Genomic DNA, 18,724 nt, shown 5'->3' on the forward strand with positions numbered 1-18,724 from the left:
GTCACGCGGGGCCGTCGTGGAAAGCCTCCCACTGTTCGGCCAGCTCGCGGCGGAGCTGGCTAACCCGGGCCGGTGTGACGCCGAGCCGGGCCGCGGCCGCCCCCGTCCCCCACCCGGCCGCCAGCAGGTCCAGTGCAGCTTGGCTCGCCGGCGTCAGCCCGCCGCGGAACCGGGGGAAGTCGACGCGGAAGGCGGCCTGGTCGGGGACCTTCACCCGCGGGTCGGCCGCCGCCAGTTCCGCCGCCACCACCTCCCCGGGACGTCGGCGCCGACCCCGGTCGCGGTCCCCGAGCCGCTCGACCCGCACCCGGCCGCGGAGCCGGGCGAGCGGCGAGAGGACGTCGCGGGCCCTCTCCGCCCCGCACACCCGGCGGCCGCCCAGCGCCGCCTGGGCCGCGCGTCGGGCGATGGTGGTGACGAACTTCCCCGGCTCCTTCCCCCGTCGGAGGAGCGCGACGTAGCACCGCCAGGCGAGGGCCACCGCCTCGGCCTCCAACTCTTCCCGGGCGTCCGGGCACGGCACCCGGCGGGTCGCGAACCGGGCGACCGCCTCCACCCGCGGCAATGCGGCGGCGAACGCCTCCCCGGCCGCCGGCCCCGGTCGGGCCGCCGACAGTGTGACGCACATGTGTTGTCTCCGACGCGTGATCACGTGGCCGGGCCGAGACGTGGCGGCCGGCGGGGCCGGATGCTGCTCGTCCCCAGTGATGCTGACAGCCGGAGGTGGCGGATTCAGGCGGACCGGGGTTCCACGGCTTTAACCGCGCCGGGGAAGGGAAGTCGCTCAGACGACAGTTCGCGGCGATCAACCGGCTCGGGGCAGTGTCGGGTCAGTGTCGGGTGCCGAACCGACGCGGATTAGTTGCGCAAAATGCTTCTTTATAACCATTTACGTCGAATTCACGGGTCAGTGTCGGGTGTCGGGTGAGAGGGAGTGGTCACGACCCCCGCAGGCCGGCACGGCCGCTCCCCGCCCACTTACCCGACACCCGACACTGAGACTCGGTGGAGTCGCAAACCTTGTTTTTGCAGTGGGTAACGGCCCGGAGCAGCGTCGGGTGGGTACCCGACTCTGACCCGACGCTCGGCCCCGGGTGTCGACGGGGCGAGTGGCACGCGCGAGACACTCCCCGTTCCCTGATCGATGCGAGGGGCGGGCAGGGCGGCGCAGTACGCGGCGTCGAGCATCCATTCGGGAATGGCGACGTGCGTTCCGTCCGCGAGCCGCACGATGACCGTGGGCTCGGTCCGCCGGATGAGGCGGACGATCACCACGTCCTGGGAGAAGAACGGATGGTGGCGGTAGCAGACGCGCGCGGTCGATCGATGAGCAGTGTGATGACGCGTTGCGCCACTGTTTCGCGACCCAGCTGCTGGAGGATGGGGCAGACGTGCGGACGGTCCAGGAGCTGCTAGGGCATGCGAACCTGGAGACGACGATGATTTACACCCACGTACTGAACAAGGGCGGGCGGGGGGTGACCAGCCCGGCTGACCGGCTGTGATCCGTGCTGCTTATCCGGCCGTACTATGCAGCAGTCCCGGGCTGCATAGTACGGTTTGGCTGGCGGGGACGCGTTCCGGAGTTGTTGACCCAGAGCGTAGATGCGGCTACCGTCTCCACGAGGCGGTCGGCGTTATGCAGTCCAGGCCGCCGTACTCTGCGGATCTGCGGAATTGATGGTTCGGGCTGGATAGGTGGTTCGGGGGAAGCCATGTTGCGGAAACCGGACCGCCGATAACCCAGTATCGCGGCGGAAGCGGCCTCGGCCGCGCCCCGGCCGGGTGTCGCGATGCTCTATACCCAAACCCCGGCGGTCCCTCCCGGCGTGGCTCGCCGGGCGGGTGACGCCGAAGCTGAGCGAACCAACGTCCGCTCGGCGAACTGGCCCCGCCCAGCCCGAACCCGGCGCTGGAGCGGACCAGCGCGCCGACAGCACCCTGCTCGCCACAGGGGGAGCGGCGCGCTGGCCGCTCAGCTTCAACGTTCGGCCACGGAGGCGCGAATGCTACCAATCCCGCCGAAAAGCTAGGTGTGGCCCGCGCGATTGATTCCGATTGGGGACGGGATCGAATGCCTGACGTAGTGTCCTTCCACCGCCTTCCGAATCAGATCGACGCCGCCCCGGACGGGTCGGCCCTCGTGGTCGGGTACGGTGACTACATCGGTCCGGTCCTCGTCACCGACGACCCCTGGCGGCTGCCCCGCGGCCAGCAGTTGGCCCTGGCCCTCCGGGCGGCCCCGGGGGCGGACCCGGCGGCCCCGGTGGCGGTCGGCCACGAGAATGCCACCGGGCTGCTGGAGGACGACTTCGTGCGGTACGAGTGCCGGATCCGGCCGACCCCGGCGAACGTCCTGGCACTGTGGGCCACGCGGTTCGCCTGGACGGCCGCGGCCGAGCGGTTGGCCGGCCCGGTCGCCCCGCCGGCGGGTGCGGTGGCGGCGGTGCGGCAGGGGATGGCCGAGCACGCCCGGCGGGACCTCGCCGCCCACGACCGCGTCCACGAACTGATCCGCCTGCTGTCCGCGGCGGACCGGGGGTCGGCCGAGGCCGCGGCGCTGGCGGCCGAGTTGCGGGAGTTGGTGGGCAGCCCGGCCGCCCCAGGAACTTCTCTTGAGTAGCCGCGTCGATCACCTCTGCTGACCGAGCCGTCGTGGGTCCTCGGCGCGTACCTCCGACGCCGACCACCGGACTCGACCGGTCGCCACGCACGTCACTCGTCCCCGATCACCCCGCCTCTCGGCTGCCCGACACGTGCCCGCCGCCTCACCCCGCCGCCTCACCCCGCCGCCGCGTCGGCCGGTGCCGGCGGCTCGACCTTCCGGACCTCGTACCCCAGCTTCTTCGCCCGCCGGTGGGCCGACAGCCTGACCAGGTTGGCCCGCTGGCGGACGTAGCTGCGGAGCGTCTGGGTGGCGTCGTCGGGCTGGAACACGGTAAGCGTCCGGTGAAAGGTGAAAGGCTTGATGGCGGCATCGGCAGTGGGATTTCCCGCGCCCATGCCGCCCGCATCCGGTACACTCGGGCAAATGTCTGATGTGACCCCGGAGTCGGTCTCCCACCGACGACCGGCTAGTTCTTTTTGTTCGCCGCAGCCCTCATGCCCTCGGGCGTGAACGTGTCCGGTTGGAATTGCCCGGCTTCGGTCACGACCTCCACGTTCTGGAAGTAATACTCCCCGATCAGGTCGCCGTTCGCCCTCCTCAATACTGTGCCGACTTGGAGCCACCGGTCGGCGTCGATCATCACCGTTACCTCAGAAAAGCCGTCGCGGTCGATGTTCGCTGCCGCGGGCGGTGTCTTCTCGCCAATCACAAACGAGTCCACCTCCGCCGGTGTGCAGGTCCGGCGGATGATGTGGCACACGCGGCCCCCGGCCTTCTCGACGCGGTCCTTGCCTTGGTATTTGACCGTCAACTCGTTTCTGTCCTTCAGATTCTTCCACGCGGTGTACGTGCGGAGCATCCCGCGGTAGATGCCCGAGTCCGTCACGCAGTACCGAGACGCGTTCCGGGCATCGGGGGATCGGGTGGCGATGGAGTAGTCGGTCAGGAAGGCGTCGGGCCGGAAGGTCAGCATCTCATTGCTGTTGTCGGGGGACGGGTACAACACCCCGTGGACCTCGTAAGAGAGGCCAAGTCGCCCTGCCTTTTGGAACCCCTTCTCCCAGACCATGCGCACCCGTGTTCTCGGCCGGACCCCCGGTTCGTCGGGTACCTCTCCCGCGACGGCGATCTGAATGATCTCCCGGTCGTGAAGGACGCCTGCCACGAACTCCCGCTTCTCCAGCGTCGCGCGAAACCCCTTAACCTTGTTTTCGTACCGGTTCATGCAGGCGGCGAGTATCGCGACCGGGTCAGTCCTGGCAAGCTCGGCGAACTCTTCATCAAGGGGCGGGGGCTCCATCCTCGGGCCGTGCGGCGGGTCGACTTCGACCGGTTGTGAGGACGGCCACAGGGCGCAACTGGCGGCACCGACCCCCATCAGGCAGAGTCCGACGGCGACGCTCCGCACGAACCGGCGACTCATCGCGTTTCTCCCCGCTGAGTTGGGTGCGTAGCGATCAACTTCTTCCCCGGGCCGGCGCCGTAGAGTCATGCTCTCCGGTGAAGCGTACGCGCTCGGCGGATCACGGCCCGGCCATCGGCAGTGACCTGAAGGCCGACTCCTTGTGACCGGCGGCCGAGCACTCCGCAAGGTGCGGGTAGCTGCACGACGTCGGGAACGAACTGCCCGCCAGTCGCAGATCCTTGCACCCGCACGTTCCAAACGTCAGACCCCGACGCGTGCACTCGGCGTTCAACCACTCGTAGGTCGCCCGCTTCCGCTCCAGCGGCACCGAGTAGACCGTGCCGCCGTCGATCGGGCACGCCTCGGTGCAGTACGACGCGGCCGCTGGCAGGTACGGTGCGCCGCCGAGCCGGGCGTGGCTGACGCCGGATGTGAGGAACAGATACGCAGCTGACACCTGTACCGCCCCGGCGCCGGCGATTGCGTCGAGAAGCGATGCCAGTTGTTCTGGGGAGTCGTCCACGCCGGGCAGCACCGGGTCGAGCCGCACGAACCGGGCCGGCAGCCCGTACTCGCGGGCCAACACGAGATTCGCCAGCCGCGCCCGGGCCGGCGCGCACCCCGGTTCGACGGCCCGGTTCCGCGCGTCGTCGAGATTCGTCAGCCCGACGAACAGGAGTACCTGCTCGGGATACTCGGCCAGCAACCGGAGCACACGCCGCGGGACGACTCCCTTCGTCGAGATGCCGACACTCACATTCCGCGGCAACACGCGGCGCAACAGCGCCTCCAGATTGCCCCGCGCGGCCGGCGCGAGCGGGTCGGTGAACGGGCTGAGGTAGAGCGCCGGTGGGTACTCGTCGCGGCGGAGCAACTCGTCGAGCGCCAGCGCCGGGGCGACATCGGCTCCTCCGGCCTCGTGGCGGAGGGCCATCGACTGGTACCGATGGAAGTGGCAGTAGCCGCAGCGATGTTCGCAGCCGGCCGTGAGGTCCACGCCCCACTGATCGCACATCCCGGCGACCCGGACGATCCGGGCCTGGGCGATTGGTCGCGTCATCGGTTCCCCATTGGGTTCGAGTTTGCGCCGTCCGGTTCCGGCTCGCGGTCCAGACGGATCAGATACACCCCGACCAGAAGCGTCACCCCGCCGTGGACGACCGCGAACATCCACGGCCCGATCGCGGGGACAAGCTTGAACACGACGGCCAGGCCGAGGTAGCCCGCCGCGAGAAGGTGGTAACCGCCCCAAAACGGATGCGCGAGCGCGAGGTACGACACGCCGGTGATCAGCGCCAGCAGCGGGTAGAGAGACAGCCGGTACGCGGTCAGGTCGCCACCGTCCGACGGCCAGTACACGACCGGCAGTAGCGTGGCCGCGACGACCAACCCGATCATGACGGTCAGGGTGTGCCGGTCGCCGGCCCGGAACCGCCGCCGGCGCAGAATCACCCAGTACAACACGGCGAGCGCGGCGACGTTCAAGGCTGTCGCGGCGGCAAACGTTCCGCGCGGCAGCCCGGCGGAGATGGCCCACGCACAAAACAGGTGGAACGCGATGATGAGAATTCCGCTCCAGACGGACACCCACCCCCACGCGCCGGGTTTGTCGAACTGCTGCCGCAGCACGGCGCGCACGGCCTTGCCCCAGATGCCCGGCAGCCGGGCGCGCACCGGTTCGCCGCTGAGGAACCGCTGCAGGTCATCGGCCAACTCCTGCGCCGAGGCGTACCGCCGGGCCGGTTCCTTCTCCAAACACTTTGCACACACCGCGGCCAGGTCCTTACCCACGTCCCGGCGCAGCGCCCGCACCGACGGGGCCGGGTCCTCGATCACCCGGCGCAACACCGCGGCGATGTCCCCACCGCCGAACGGGGTTCGCCCGGTCAGCAGCTCGAACAGGATCATGCCCAGCGCGTGAACGTCCACCGCGACGGTCAGGTACTTGTCGCCGCGGGCTTGTTCGGGCGCCATGTACGCCGGCGCACCGGCGATGCCCGTCGCGGTCGCGTCGGCGCGCCGCGCGAGACCGAAGTCGGCGACCCGCGGTGTGCCCTCCGCGTCGAGTAGGATGTTCGCCGGCTTGAGATCGCGGTGGATCAGTCCCTGTTGGTGCGCGTGGTGGACGCCCCGCGCGATGTCGCGGACGATCTCGGCGGCCTTCGTCGGCGCGGTGAACCGGCCCTTCAACCATCCGGCGAGCGAGCCGGTCATCAGCGGCATGACCAGATACGGTTCACCGTCGGCCTCGCCGGAGGCAAACACCGGCATGACGTTGGGGTGGCTCGCCTCGGCCATCGACTCGGCCTCGAACCGGAGCTTCGCTCGCTCGGCCGCGGACAGCGCGCCGCGCACCACCTTCAGCGCGACCACGCGCCCGAGGCGCCGGTCCCGGGCGCGGTACACGACGCCCATCCCGCCGCGCCCGATCTCCTCCAGGATCTCGAAGTCGCCCAGCGCGCCGCCGGGCGCCCGCGCCGGAACCGGGGTTCCGAGCAGAGCGCCCATCCGGCGCCCGGCGGCGACGCACCCGAGCAGGTCCGTGGTGCGGTCCGGCCGGCGCGCGAGCCAGTCCACGACCGGCGCCCAGTCGCCGCGGTCCTCCGCTTCCAACACGAGCGCGAACCCGGTGTCCTCGGGATCGGCAGTTGAACCGACGTGGTGCGAGCGGGTCGCGTCGGGCGAGTCGTCCGGCACGGGAGTTCCTCTGGTCAGGCGTCCGGGTCTTCGAGCATGCCTCGTAACGCGGTCAGCGCGCGGTGGAGGAGTTGCGAGACGGCGTTCGCGTTCTTGTTCATCCGCGCGGCGATGTCGGCGACGCGCAGGCCGTCGATGAACCGCAGGACGACCGCCACCCGCTGCGCGTCCGGCAGCACCGCGATGGCGTCGGCGAGCCGGGCGAACTGCTCGGCCCGCATCGCCCGCATGCTCGGTGTCGTCAGGTCGCCGCCGAGCCGGTCCAACAGCTTCTGCGACGACTCTTCGCAGAGGTCGAGCGGCACCTCGCCCGACTCGCGCCGGTTCTCGTCGCGGGTGTTGTTTCGCACCGCCGCCACCAGGTACGCGTGCAGTCGTTCATCCGACATCCCGGCCAGTCGCTCGGGGTGGAACAGCACTTCCTCGAACGTTTGCTGCACGAGGTCTTCCGGGTCCAGGCGGGCACGGGCGCGCTCGAAGAGAGACAACCGGGCGACCCGTAGCAGCCCCGGCCGGTGGCGCTCCAGACGGTCGCGGAGGGGTGGCTCGGGCGAGTGACCAGCCATGCGCGTACCTCGGGCTGCACCAGGCCAGTCGGGCGGGGCGGCCCGATCTTACGCGACATTCTGGGAAAAATGATGGGCTGGGATGCGATTCCGCCCCGGTCGGTACCGTGGTAGCACGGGAGTAGCTGTGTTGACAAAGACGCTGCTGCTCGGGAAGCGTGCACAGTACGGTCGTGGTGTGCGTTGAGTTTTTGGCGGCGCGGCGAGTTGGGACCTCAGTGGTTGACGAGGAAGTGCTGTTTGGCCCAGGCGTCAGGCAACAGATGCGTCACGTCGGCCGGCTTGGCGGCCAGCTGCGTCAACACGTCGCTCAGGTAAGCCCACGGGTTCAACGCATGCCGCTTCGCCGACGCGCACACACTCATCAGCACCCCGGCACTCGTCAGCCCCCCGTCACCGCCCACGAACAGCCAGTTGCCGCGGTTATGCGGAGGTTTGCATAACCGCGGCAACTGGCTGCACGTCGGTGGGGATCGTGGGCTGAAGACCGCATCCGTGTTGCTGAGCGTCTGCGCCGGCGCGACCCGGCATCGTCTCGACCCGTGGTCGTACCTGACGCACGTGCTGTCGGAGTTGCCCGCCCGGCGGGCCGGGGCTGACCTGACGGACCTGTTGCCGGATGCATGGGGGAAGTCCCGTGGCGAGACCCACCGCCGAGTGGGTTGACGGCGGCCGGCGGTCACTCCGGCTTGACGTTCTGCCAGAACTCCGTGGGCCGCTGGTCGTTGATGATCCCCCATCGCCTCGTCGCCAGCAGTTCCTCGACTTACTTCGGCTCGATGGTGCCGCCGTCCCAGGCGATCTTGCACTTCGGCAACGCTTTGGCCAGCCCCTCGACGCCCCTCGCCGTCACCTTCGTCCTGGCGAGTTTCAGCTCGATCAGCATGTCCAGCCCGGTGAGGTGTGACAGCCCCGCGTCCGTGACCGGGGCGCCGTCCAGCCAGAGTGTCGTCAGGCCGCCGCACTCCTTGAGCCGGGCCAGACCGGCATCGCCCACCTGTGTGCGGCTCAGGTTGAGGTGCATCAGGTTCTTGCAGTCCTTGAAGTGCGACAGACCGGCGTCGGTCGTCTGCGTGTCCCCCAGTTGCAGGTAGGTCAGCTTCGTGCAGCCCTTGAGGTGGGCCAACCCCGCGTCCGTCACTTTCGTGCCGCACAGGTCGAGGCCCGTCAGCCCCGTGCCGTCCTTGAGATGAATGAGCCCCGCGTCCGTGACCGGCGCGCCCTCCAGTTGGAGACCGCCGAGGTTCTTGCAGTCCTTGAACGCGGCCAGCCCCGCGTCCGTCACCTGCTTGTTGTTCGGCAACCCGACCCACGTGAGCCGGAACGCCTCGCGGGGCAGGTTGGTCACGGCCTTGATCGCGGGCCCCTGCTCGTTGACTGTAATCTCCCCGCCGATGGACAGCACATACTCGGCGGCCTTGCGGTCCGTGTCGGCGACCGGTGCGGGGGCGGCGGCCTTGCCAAACTCCCCCTTGTCGTAGCGCTCCCAGAACTCCGCCGCCGGCCAGATTTTTTCAGGAAAAAAGTGGATGCCGATCGTTTTGAGGCTCTTCATGCCGCGGAGGATGTCCAGACCCTGGGTGATGTTCTTGGGGGTCAGGCGGATGCTCTCCAACTGCATCCCTTTCAGAGGCGACAGGTCGGTCACGCTGGATTCAAACATACTCAAAGACTTCAGCGGCATGCCTTGTAGCGGTGTCAGGTCCTGGATCTGAGTACCCCAGATGTTGAGTGTTTTGAGCGGCATGCCCTTGAGCGGCGTTAGATCAGACGTTTTGCATTCGCCAATCATCAGCAACCCCAGGGGCATTCCCTTCAGCGGCGAAAGATCGGTAACGTGTGTCTGTTCAATGTCCAGAGAGGTCAGCTTCATGTCTTTCAGTGGCGTCAAGTCGTCCACCGGTGCGCGGCAAAGAAGAGATACCAGCGGCATCCCTTTTAGCGGGGACAGATCTTTAACGTGCCTAAGATTGAAGATGAGGAGACTTTTCAGCGGCATCCCCTCAAGCGGCGTCAGGTCGGCCACATTGCTATCATCCCAGAGCCTCAGATACTTCAGTGGCATCCCCTTGAGCGGCGACAGGTCGGTCACGTCTGTCCCTTCAAGGTTTAGCGAGGTGAGTGCCATGCCCTTCAGCGGCGAAAGGTCCGATAGCTTCCCTTTGACCTCGTTGGTGCGGCTGCAATCGAGAGAAACGAGCCCCTTCAACGCCCGGACCGGCGCGATGTTGTCCACCTCGTCGGTGAGGAATTTCAATCCGGTCACCACACCGTTGTCGATGGTGGGCTCGACCTTGCCGTCGAATTTGGGATTGAGTCGCTTCAACTCTTTGCGGACTTCCTCGACCTGCTGCTCGGCCGGCAGCGCGGCGATCCGCTGGACGTCGGCGTCGGTGAACGGGGCGACGGCGGGTGGTGGCGACTTCGCTGCGGGCGAAGGAGTGCCGACCGGAACTCGGGCCAAGCGCAGGCCGAGGTGGAACTGCCGGTACGACGGCGGGAACGTATAGCGATACGCCGCCCGGCAGAGCCAGGAGTCGTCGTTCCAGCCGCCGCCCCGCCACACCCCATGCGAGGCGCCATCGGCTGCTTTCTCGGTGTCGTCGCACCACTCCCAGACGTTGCCGTGCATGTCGTAGAGGCCAAGCGAATTCGGCTCGTACGAACCCACCTGAGACGTCCGCTTCAGACCCCTGCCCTCCGCCGGGGTGAAATTCGCCTGCTCCGGCAGCAACGTGTTCGTCGGCTTCGCAAAGTAGAAATCGTAGGCGCTGTCCAACTTGTCCGAAAGCACCATCGGGCCGCCCCGACAGGCGTACTCCCATTCCGCCTCCTTCGGCAACCGGTAGACCCAGCCCGTCTCCTTCTCCAGCTTGTTCAGCTTTGCCACGAATAACTGGCACTGTTCCCACGACACCCTCTCGACCGGGAACCGCTTCAGGTCCGCGTCCGGGACGTCCTTCACCGCGTCCTTGCCGCCGCCCGTGCGCGAGAAGTGGCTAGGGTTCTCGCCCATCACCTTCACCCACTCCTCCTGCGTGACCTCGTACTTTCCCAGGTAGAAGTCGGCCGGAAACTCAACCTCCTTATCGCCCAATTTGTCCTTACCCCCGCCCAGCCACGACTTGCCCTTCGGCACGACCACGAACTCCATGCCGATGCCGTTCGTGAACGTGGGCGGCAGCGGTTCCTGCTTCGCGACCAGAACCGGCGTTTGGTCGCCACCGGGCGTGATCGGGTTGGGCGTCGCCTGCGGCCGGAACAGCTGCGTCACCCCGGCGAACTCCGTCACGGCCAGCGCGAGCACGGGAAGCAGCACGACGGCCGCCGCGGCCCACTTCCAACTGCCGGACTTCCTTGTGGTGGGTTGCTTGCTGAGCGGAATGCGGCTGAAATCCTTCAACTTCGAATTGGCTTTGAGTTGGGCCTCGCAATCAGCCAGCACGTCGGCCACCTCGCGGGCCGACTGGTAGCGGTCGTCCGGGTTCTTGGCGTGCAGCTTGGCGATGATGTCGCACAGCCACTGCGGCACCTCCGGGACGATCTCCCGGATGTCTCGCGGGGTGTCCTCGGCGACCCGCTTGAGCACCGCCACAGTGCTGTTCGCCCGGAACGGCGGCCGGCCGGCGGCCATCTGGTAGAGCACGCTGCCGAGGCTGAACAGGTCGGCCCGCTGGTCGAGCTTCTCGCCCTTGGCCTGCTCCGGGGCCATGTACATGGGCGTGCCGGCGATGATCCCGCTCTGCGAGATGCTGGCGTCGTCGGCCGCCCGGGCCAGCCCGAAGTCGGTGATCTTCACCCGCCCGGCCCCGCCCTCCAGCAGGACGTTCCCCGGTTTGATGTCCCGGTGGATCAGGTCCTGGCCGTGGGCGGCGGCCAGCCCCTCGGCGATCTGCCGGCCGATCCGCACCACCTCGGGCGGGTCGACCGGGCCGATGCGGTTGAGGCGGTCCTGGAGGGTCTCGCCGGGGATGAACTCCATGGCGATGTACGGCAGCGGGGTTTCGCCGACCTCGTACACCTGCACCACGTTCTCGTGCCGCACCTGGGCCGACGAGCGGGCCTCCCGGAGGAACCGCTTCCGGGCCGGCGACGTGGAGGCCATCTGCGGGGCCAGCACCTTCACCGCGACAACCCGGTGGAGCACGTCGTCGAAGGCGCGGAAGACGATCCCGAACCCACCGTGGCCGAGGACCTGGAGCACCTCGTAGTGCCCGATGCGGCCGAGCGAATCGGGACGGGTGGCCGGCTCCAGGAACCCGAGCGGCACCTCGTCGTCGGTCGCCACGCCGCCCTCGTGGCCGACCGTGCGAGTGGCATCCGGGTCGGGGTCGTGCGGGGCGACCGCCGGGTGATCGAGCAGGCTGTCCGGCCGGTCGTGGGCGCGGAGCAGCGCCTCGACCCGGGCCTTCAAGCCGGCGTCACCGCCGCAGGCGTTGCCCAGGTAGGCGGCCCGGGCCGCCGGGTCGGTCAGCTCGCATGCGGCGGTGAAGATGTCGCGCTCGCTCACGGTCGGCCCCTTCTGGTGGGAGTGCTCTCGTTACCCAATGCGAGAGCGGCGGCCGGATCGCGCGACGGATTCGGCGATTTTTTCCCCGGGGGCCGGGGTCAGTCCCCGTCGCGGAGGGTGGTGGCGAGCCAGGCCCGGGCGTAAGCCCAGTCGGCATCAGCGGTTCGGGTCGAGATGCCGAGGGCGGCCGCGGCCGCCGCGACGGTCAGGCCGGCGAAGTAGCGGAGCTTCACCACCTCCGCGGCCCGCGGCTCGACGGCCGCGAGCCGGTCGAGGGCCTCGTCCAGGGCGAGCAACCGCAGCGACGGTCCCGGGGGCTCGGGCTGATCGGGGTCGAGGGCGTGGCGGGCGTAGTCGCCGCCGCGCTGCGGCCCGTGCCGGCGGCGGGCGGCTTCCACCAGGATGCGGCGCATGGCTTCGGCGGCCGCGGCGAAGAAGTGCTCGCGGTTGTCCCAGCGGAGCGCGTCGGCCGGGCCGACCAGCCGGAGGTACGCCTCGTGGACCAGGGCGGTCGGCTGGAGGGTGTGGTCCGGCGACTCGGCGGCCATGCGGGCGGCGGCAAGCTTCCGCAACTCGTCGTAGACGAGCGGCAGCAAGTCGCCCGCGGCGCGGCGGTCGCCGGCCGCGGCAGCATCGAGGAGACGAGTCACGTCGGACATGGAGGCGAGTGTAACCGCCAGGTTACGCGGGGACGACTCGGAAATAGCGGTATGGCCATCAGCATCGCCACCGGACGGCTACGGTGCACCTCCCGCGGGTACGTCCGGCCGACGTGCCGCAGGTGGGCCGCGAATGCCGCCTGCATGCGGCGCGTCTTGCTCAACCCGGTCTTCTTCTTCGCGTTCTTCTGGCTTTCCAGCGTGTTGGCGTGGACCGCCGCAGTGGTCAGGGTGACGACCGCGAACACGTACCGCAGGTCCTTGCCGTCGCGGGTGCCGACGGTCGGCCGGTGCCCCTTGACCCCGAGGGTCGCCGCCGGGGTCGGGACCATCGGGAACCGGGCCTCGTCCTGGCACAACAGGACGACCTCCCCGGCCCGTGCGCGTTTCCTGGGTAGGCCAAGTCGCTCGCGGTCTGGGCCTGCTTCTCGGGCTGCCCCCGCAGATGCCGGTACGTCGGCCGGTACGGCCGGATGCCGCTCCCCGAGCAAAACCGCTGGACGGCACTCCGTCCGGGAGGTGCAGATGCCCTTCGTCTTGAGGAGGTGGTCGGCCAACTCCTCGTGGGTCCAATTGGCCCGGTCCAGCCCCTGCCCGGCCGGCCCGTCGATGACCCATCCACGGACCTCGTCGGCCAGGGAGGCCGGGATCTTGCCGGGCATCCCGTTGGCCGACTTCGGTCGCAGCCCGTCGAGGCCGGCGTCGCAGTAGGCGTTGACCCACCGGGGCACGGTCCGGCGATTCACCCCCAAGTCGGCGGCGATGTCCTGGCGGGGACACCCCCGGTGGGCCATAAGGACGATCTGGAGGCGGTCACGGAGTTTGCGGTCCGTGGTCGAGCGGAACAGGTCATCCAGGGAGTCGGCGTCGGTCTGGGGGAGCACGACACGGATCGCGGCGGCATCCTGCAACGGGAGGTGTTACCTCCGGTTCGAGGATGCGACACTGCCATCGGGTTCATGTATGGGGCGGAGGCCGTCGAGCCCGCGGTCGAGGTAGGCGTTGAGCCACCGTTGGACGGACCGCGGGGTGGTACCGGTGTCGTCCGCGATGTCCGGGTGCCGGCGTCCCCGGTGGGCCGTCAGGACGATCTGGACCCGGTGCCGCAAAGTCGCGTCGGCGGCATCACGGAACACCGCCTCCAGTCGTTGCAGGTCGTCGTCCGGTAGGGAGATGCGGATCACGGCCGGTCCTCAACGGGGTCGGGAATCCTGCCGATGACAAAATAGACAGGCTCACCCGGATCGTGAATCGGGGATGGGAATTGCGGTCGGGGCGCAGCTACCCCGCGCCCGACCGCCGTGGTTCACGTTTCGCCTCACGTACAGCTTACCCCAGGCCCGATCGACCGCGGCACAGTACCTCCCGCCCGGGGTGCCGCCATACTTCACGTTGTAGAACGAGTGTTGGTCAGTGGACGAGGAGGAAATCGCGGCTGTTGAGCAGTGCCCACATGAGGTCCTGGGCAGCCTGATCCTTCAGCGCGCCGGCCGACCGGACGAACTGGGCGCCGACCGCCAGTTCCCGCGGGCTCGGGTGCCGCGCCAGCGACCACAGGTACAGCTCGATCACCAGGTTCTCGTCCGTCAGTTTCTCGCGCAGGAGCAGCGCCGGCCGCGCGGCCGGGTTGCGAACGCGGCCGAGGATGCTCTTGCCGTTCAACAGGCTAAGCGCCTGGAGCATGTTCGAGCCGTTGTCGCGCTCGCACTCGCACGCGTCCATCCGCTGCGGCTTGCCGAACAGCCGGAGGAACTCGCTCGCCACGTCACCGTCCGGCAGCTGCGCCGCGCGAAACCCGCCGGGCGCGCCGCCCACGTTCTCAGCGACGCCCGTCGCCTGCACCAGCGAGTCGAGCAGCGCCTCCGCGGGGATGCGCCGCGGCACCGCCCGCGAGAAGTTCTGCTCGTCGTGATTGTTCGACCCGGTCGGCACGCTCGACCGCTGGTACGTCGCCGACCCCACGATCGTCCGCATCAGGTGCCGCAGGTCGAACTTGTTCTTCACGAAGTCGGCGGTGAGGGCGTCGAGCAGCTCGGGGTTGATCGGCGGGTTGGTGCTGCGCACGTCGTCCACGGGGTCGATGATGCCGCGGTGGAAGAAGTAGCTCCACACGCGGTTGACGAGGCCGCGGGCGAAGAACGGGTTCTGCGGGCTCGTCAGCCACGCGGCGTAAGCCTCGCGGCGGTCGACGCCGGGCGGCAGCGGCGGCTCGGCGCCCCCGAGGAACCGCGGCGGCTGTAGCTTGCCGGTGCGCGGGTTCGTCGCCGAACCGGCGTTCAGGTTCAGGGCGATCAGCTTGCTGTTCGGCACGGCCGGCGCCCGCGCGTCCGGTCGCACCGCCACCTGCGTGAAGAAGCTGGCGACGCCGAAGTAGTCGGCCTGCGTCCAGTTCTCCAGCGGGTGCGAGTGGCAGCGGGCGCACAGCATCCGCACGCCGCAGAACACCTGGGTCACCCGCTCGACCGTGTCGTTGACGTCCTTGCTCGCCGCGAAGTACCCGCTCGCTGGGTCGTCGGCCGGGCCGCCGCGGGCGGTCAGCACGCGGCGGGCGAACTCGTCGGCCGGCGTGTTCGAGGCAACGGCGCCGCGCATGAACTCGCGGAACTGGTACACCGCCGCGGGGCTCGCCGTCGTGCGCGAGTTTTGCAGCAGGTCGCCCCACTTGAGCGACCAGTGATCGACGAACTCGGGCCGGGCGAACAGCGCGTCCGGCAGCTTCTCGCGCTTGCGCGGGTCGCGGTCGGCGAGGAACGAGCGGATGTCGTCCGGCTTTGGCTGCACGCCGATCAGGTCGAGGTACGCCCGCCGCAGGAACTCCTCGTCGGTCGCCACGCCCGACGGCGCGACCCGCAGCCGGTTCAGCTTCTCGAGGACGGGCCGGTCGATGAGGTTGCTCGGCACCGGCGTCGGTGTGAACGGCCCGGCGGCGTCGAGGACGGTGACGCCGGTGGCGGCGAACTTGCGCTCGAACCGGCCGATCACCGCCGTCTCGCCGGGCAGACCGCCGACCACCACGCCGGCCTCGTCGGCCTTCGCGTGCAGGTCGTTGTTCGCGGCGAACAGGCCGAGCCGCGTCACGTCGCGGGTCGAGCCGTCGGCGTAGTCGGCGAGGAGTTGGAGGCGGTGGCGCTGGCCGGGCTTCATCACCAGCACGTCGGGCACGAGCCGCACGCGGACGACGCGGCCGGCGTCGGCGATGTCGCCGGGCGTCCCCTCGCGCACCCAGCGCGTCAGGATGTCGTCGGACAGGCTGCCGCGGGCGAAGCGTACCCCGCCCTCGTGGCCGGCGTCGCCGCGCCCCTTTGCCAGCAACAGACTCTCGGCCGGCGATAGGTAGCTGATACGCCGGCCGGCGGCGTCGCGGACGACGGCGCCAAAGTCCTGCTCCGGCGACTCGCCACGGAGCGACAGCTTGAACCCGTTCTTGCCGAGCGAGTAGCCGTGGCACGAACCCATGTTGCACCCGGCGCGCGTCAGCACCGGCATCACCTCGTGGCGGAAGCTCGTCGCCGGTTCGGCCGCGGGGAGCTGCACGGTGATGTGAACGGCCGTCGTCTTCCCGCCGGCGGTGACGGTGACCGTGGTCGTGCCATTCGCCACCGGTCGCACCCAGCCGGCCGCGTCCACGGTGGCGACCTTCGTGTCGGCGCTGGCGTAGGTTGCGGCGGCGTGGAGGTCGAGCGAAAAGCCGTCGGCGGTGCGGCCGAGCACCTGGAGGGAGTGCGGGTGGCGGTGGTGGCGGATCGTCACCGCCGCGGGCGAGACGGTGACGCTTGTCGCTTCCTGCGCCGGTGCGCTGGGTGCGAACGCGAGCAGCGCGGCGAGTGCGGAGAGGCGTCGAATCATGGCGTCTTCGCTCCCGGCCGGAGTGTCAGCACGATGTCGCTGTCGCGGGACTTCACACGAGCCGCCGCCTGCGCCGGGTCCGGCGCCGCGGAGGCGGACAGCTTCAGCCCGCGCACGTCGCCGGGCGGCGTGGTCGGCGGCAGCGTCAGCTTCAGGGCGAAGCGCGTCTCGCCAGTCTTGACCGTCGCCGGCGGCGCGGTCGCGCCCGGCGGCAACCCGGCGAGCGCAACGACCGCGTCGCCCGTGAAGTCGCCGGCTCGGGTCACCTCGCCCTTCAGCTCCACGACCGTCGCGGCCTTCGCATCGAGCGTCGCGGTTATCGCCGCCCCGCCGTCGAGCTTCACCGCGACCGGCAGCCGCACGGGGAGACGGCGGACCGCCGTGACCGCCGTCGCCAGCACCCGCTGCTTGTCGGCGGACAGCACCTCGGCCTGCACCGCGAGGTCGTAGCCGTCGGCGGGGAGCTCGGGCGGCACGAGGGCGACCAGCTCGCCGTCGGCCGCCTTCGCCGCGAGCTCCACCGCCTTCTCGGCGCGGACGGTCTTCGCCGCGTCGGGCTGGTTGTTCTGGAGCGGCGGGTTCTGGCTCGTCAACAGCGTCAGCCGCACGGGCGCCGCCGGGTCCGGCCGCGTCACCTTCACCGGCAGCTTGAGCTTGAACGGCGGCGCGAGCGCGGCCGCGTCGGGGAGGGCGTTCCACTCGACCGCCACGTCCGCCTTGCCGGCGACCGGTGCTGCCGCGAACTCGGCGGCGAGCCACGGCTGGAAGCGTTCGAGCGGGTGTCCCTTCACCGTCAGCGGACGCCCGTTCCCGGTCCAGCCCATCACCGCGGCCTCCGCGGCGGCGGCAGTGCGCGTCAGCGTGACGAGCGCCCCGTCGGCGTCGGGCGGAATCGTCGTGCCCGTCGCGCTCCAGCCGGCGGGGAGGGCCGTCGGGGTGAGCGTGATCGGCCCGGCGAACCCGCGGCGGTCGGCGAAGACGGGAAGCACGCCGCGGCCGCCGGCCGGGAGCGACAGCCGTTGAGCCGGCGTGAACAATCGCGAGTCCTTCACCGCGCCCGCCCCGGGATCGACCACGAGCCGGTACGCGGCGCGTGGGCCGGCGCGGCCCTGCGTCTCGACCACGCCGACGGTCACGCTCGTCGTCTTGTCCGGCACCGCGTACTCGAGCACGGGGTCGAGCGTGCCGGGGCCGTCCTCGGCGCGGGCGAGCAGCGTCCCCTTGTCGTCGCGGACCACGAGCGCGGCGTCCACCGGGAAGCGGTAGCGCTCGGCGAACACCTCGAACCGCACCTTCGACTTCGGCTCGACCGGCACCTTGTACCGGTGCTCCGCGAACGGCACCGCGAACCGCGCCGACACGCCGACCGAACCCGCCGGCAGTTCGACCGGCGTGTCGCCCGTCGGCTCGGCCGTGCGCTCGGCCCGCGGGCTGATCTCCAGGACGGGCCGCGGCCCGGACCACGCGCCACCTGTCGGCCACGGCAGTGGCCCGGCGGCGCGCGCCGCCGGCAGTTCGACGCGCACGGGCGGGCCGGCGCCGAGCAACTCGACGGCCTGCGTTTCGGCCCCGGCGACGGGCGGGAAGACGAGGTCGGCGGTCTTCCACTGGCCGATCTTCAGGCGGAAGAAGCCGGGGTTCCCCGCCGCGTACTCGGCGTCGTGGAGCGTCACCGTGTACGTGCCGGCCTCGGGCAGCGTCGCTTCGAGGCGGGCGTCGCCGAGCAGGTCGGGCACGCCCCACGCCCACGCAAGTTGGAGCCGCTTCGCCGTGTAAAGGTGAACGACGGGCCGCAGCTTGCTCCCGAGCCGCTGCGCCTCCACCTCCACGATCACCTTCTGACCCGCGGCGCCGGCGAAGGTCGTTTCGAGCACCTGGCTGCCGCCGACAGCGCCGTGCAACGCCGCCGGCAGCGCCTCGACCGCCGGCGCGAACGGCCGCTGCGGCAGCGCGTCCACGGCGATGACGGTCGGCAGGCTGACGCCGCCGTCGGTCACGGCGCGGAGGTGGTACAGGCCCGGAGCGACCGCCGCGTCCGGGGTCACGGTAAACGTCGCCTGCTTGTCGGTGTTCTTCTCGCCGGACGTCTGCTTCGCCGCGAACGGCAGGAGGAGCTTCGGAGCCTTGCCGAGGTCGTCGCCGTCAATGGTGACGGTCGTGGGCGCGCCGAGTTGCAGGCCGCGGACGCTGACGGCGCGAACGGTCGGCTCCGCGGCACCTGCGTGCGGGCCCAGGAGGATCAATGCGAGACACGCCGGGAGTCGGGACATCAGCGGGCTTGGCTCGGGTCTTGTGGGTCGGGTCGAGGCTTTTCGAGACCCGTCGCGTGGGACGGGTGCGGTGGCGGGATGTCGAGGGCGCCAATCCTACGTGGTTTTCCGGTCCCGAAGTCAAGCGTTCGGCGGCCGCGGCCCGCGTCGGGCCTCGAAGTCT

15 protein-coding genes are annotated in these 18,724 nt (G+C 69.9%); 2 read left to right on the forward strand and 13 right to left on the reverse strand.

The window, feature by feature from the left end; genetic code table 11:
* Position 1: 1 nt before the first annotated feature.
* Entirely contained in the window at positions 2-628 is a 627-nt protein-coding gene (locus ETAA1_RS16025) for a hypothetical protein (protein WP_145240144.1), read from the reverse strand.
* A gap of 718 nt (positions 629-1,346) precedes the next feature.
* On the opposite strand from ETAA1_RS16025, the gene ETAA1_RS16030 reads away from it, so the two are divergent.
* Both ETAA1_RS16030 and ETAA1_RS16035 read left to right on the forward strand, forming a co-directional pair.
* A complete protein-coding gene (locus ETAA1_RS16030) occupies positions 1,347-1,505 on the forward strand; it encodes a tyrosine-type recombinase/integrase (RefSeq protein WP_390621216.1) in 159 nt (52 codons plus the stop codon).
* 569 nt (positions 1,506-2,074) lie between these two features.
* Positions 2,075-2,623 carry a hypothetical protein gene (locus ETAA1_RS16035; RefSeq protein ID WP_145240148.1) on the forward strand — a complete coding sequence of 183 codons (549 nt, stop codon included), beginning with the start codon at positions 2,075-2,077 and terminating at the stop codon, positions 2,621-2,623.
* Positions 2,624-2,781: 158 nt separating this feature from the next.
* On the opposite strand, the gene ETAA1_RS32005 is transcribed toward ETAA1_RS16035, so the two are convergent.
* The 12 genes from ETAA1_RS32005 to ETAA1_RS16095 all read right to left on the reverse strand — a co-directional run bounded on the left by ETAA1_RS32005 (position 2,782) and on the right by ETAA1_RS16095 (position 18,561).
* The gene (locus ETAA1_RS32005) at positions 2,782-2,937 is read right to left on the reverse strand and encodes a hypothetical protein (protein ID WP_202920163.1); all 156 of its coding nucleotides are present in this window, start codon (positions 2,935-2,937) and stop codon (positions 2,782-2,784) included.
* 137 nt (positions 2,938-3,074) lie between these two features.
* Positions 3,075-4,031, reverse strand: coding sequence for a DUF1571 domain-containing protein (locus tag ETAA1_RS16045; RefSeq protein ID WP_202920164.1), 957 nt, complete (start codon positions 4,029-4,031; stop codon positions 3,075-3,077).
* Positions 4,032-4,131: 100 nt separating this feature from the next.
* Positions 4,132-5,073 carry a radical SAM protein gene (locus ETAA1_RS16050; RefSeq protein WP_145240154.1) on the reverse strand — a complete coding sequence of 314 codons (942 nt, stop codon included), beginning with the start codon at positions 5,071-5,073 and terminating at the stop codon, positions 4,132-4,134.
* On the reverse strand, positions 5,070-6,710 hold the full coding sequence (locus ETAA1_RS16055) for a serine/threonine-protein kinase (protein ID WP_145240156.1): 1,641 nt from the start codon (positions 6,708-6,710) through the stop codon (positions 5,070-5,072). Before ETAA1_RS16055 ends, ETAA1_RS16050 begins: the two co-directional genes overlap by 4 nt.
* 14 nt (positions 6,711-6,724) lie before the next feature.
* On the reverse strand, positions 6,725-7,276 hold the full coding sequence (locus ETAA1_RS16060; protein ID WP_145240158.1) for a sigma-70 family RNA polymerase sigma factor: 552 nt from the start codon (positions 7,274-7,276) through the stop codon (positions 6,725-6,727).
* Positions 7,277-7,491: 215 nt separating this feature from the next.
* The gene (locus ETAA1_RS32010) at positions 7,492-7,641 is read right to left on the reverse strand and encodes a transposase domain-containing protein (protein WP_202920165.1); all 150 of its coding nucleotides are present in this window, start codon (positions 7,639-7,641) and stop codon (positions 7,492-7,494) included.
* Between the two features lie 401 nt (positions 7,642-8,042).
* The gene (locus tag ETAA1_RS16070; protein ID WP_145240162.1) at positions 8,043-11,786 is read right to left on the reverse strand and encodes a bifunctional serine/threonine-protein kinase/formylglycine-generating enzyme family protein; all 3,744 of its coding nucleotides are present in this window, start codon (positions 11,784-11,786) and stop codon (positions 8,043-8,045) included.
* A gap of 98 nt (positions 11,787-11,884) precedes the next feature.
* Entirely contained in the window at positions 11,885-12,445 is a 561-nt protein-coding gene (locus tag ETAA1_RS16075; RefSeq protein ID WP_145240164.1) for an ECF-type sigma factor, read from the reverse strand.
* On the reverse strand, positions 12,433-13,329 hold the full coding sequence (locus ETAA1_RS16080; RefSeq protein ID WP_145240166.1) for a helix-turn-helix domain-containing protein: 897 nt from the start codon (positions 13,327-13,329) through the stop codon (positions 12,433-12,435). Before ETAA1_RS16080 ends, ETAA1_RS16075 begins: the two co-directional genes overlap by 13 nt.
* Before the next feature lie 36 nt (positions 13,330-13,365).
* Positions 13,366-13,629, reverse strand: coding sequence for a helix-turn-helix domain-containing protein (locus ETAA1_RS16085; protein WP_145240168.1), 264 nt, complete (start codon positions 13,627-13,629; stop codon positions 13,366-13,368).
* Between the two features lie 226 nt (positions 13,630-13,855).
* Complete coding sequence (locus ETAA1_RS16090) at positions 13,856-16,291, reverse strand: DUF1549 and DUF1553 domain-containing protein (protein WP_145240170.1); 2,436 nt, start codon at positions 16,289-16,291, stop codon at positions 13,856-13,858.
* Positions 16,288-18,561: a hypothetical protein gene (locus ETAA1_RS16095; RefSeq protein WP_145240172.1), complete on the reverse strand. Its 2,274-nt coding sequence runs from the start codon at positions 18,559-18,561 to the stop codon at positions 16,288-16,290. Before ETAA1_RS16095 ends, ETAA1_RS16090 begins: the two co-directional genes overlap by 4 nt.
* Between the last annotated feature and the right edge of the window lie 163 nt (positions 18,562-18,724).

The organism is Urbifossiella limnaea, from assembly GCF_007747215.1.
Lineage (GTDB): Bacteria > Planctomycetota > Planctomycetia > Gemmatales > Gemmataceae > Urbifossiella > Urbifossiella limnaea.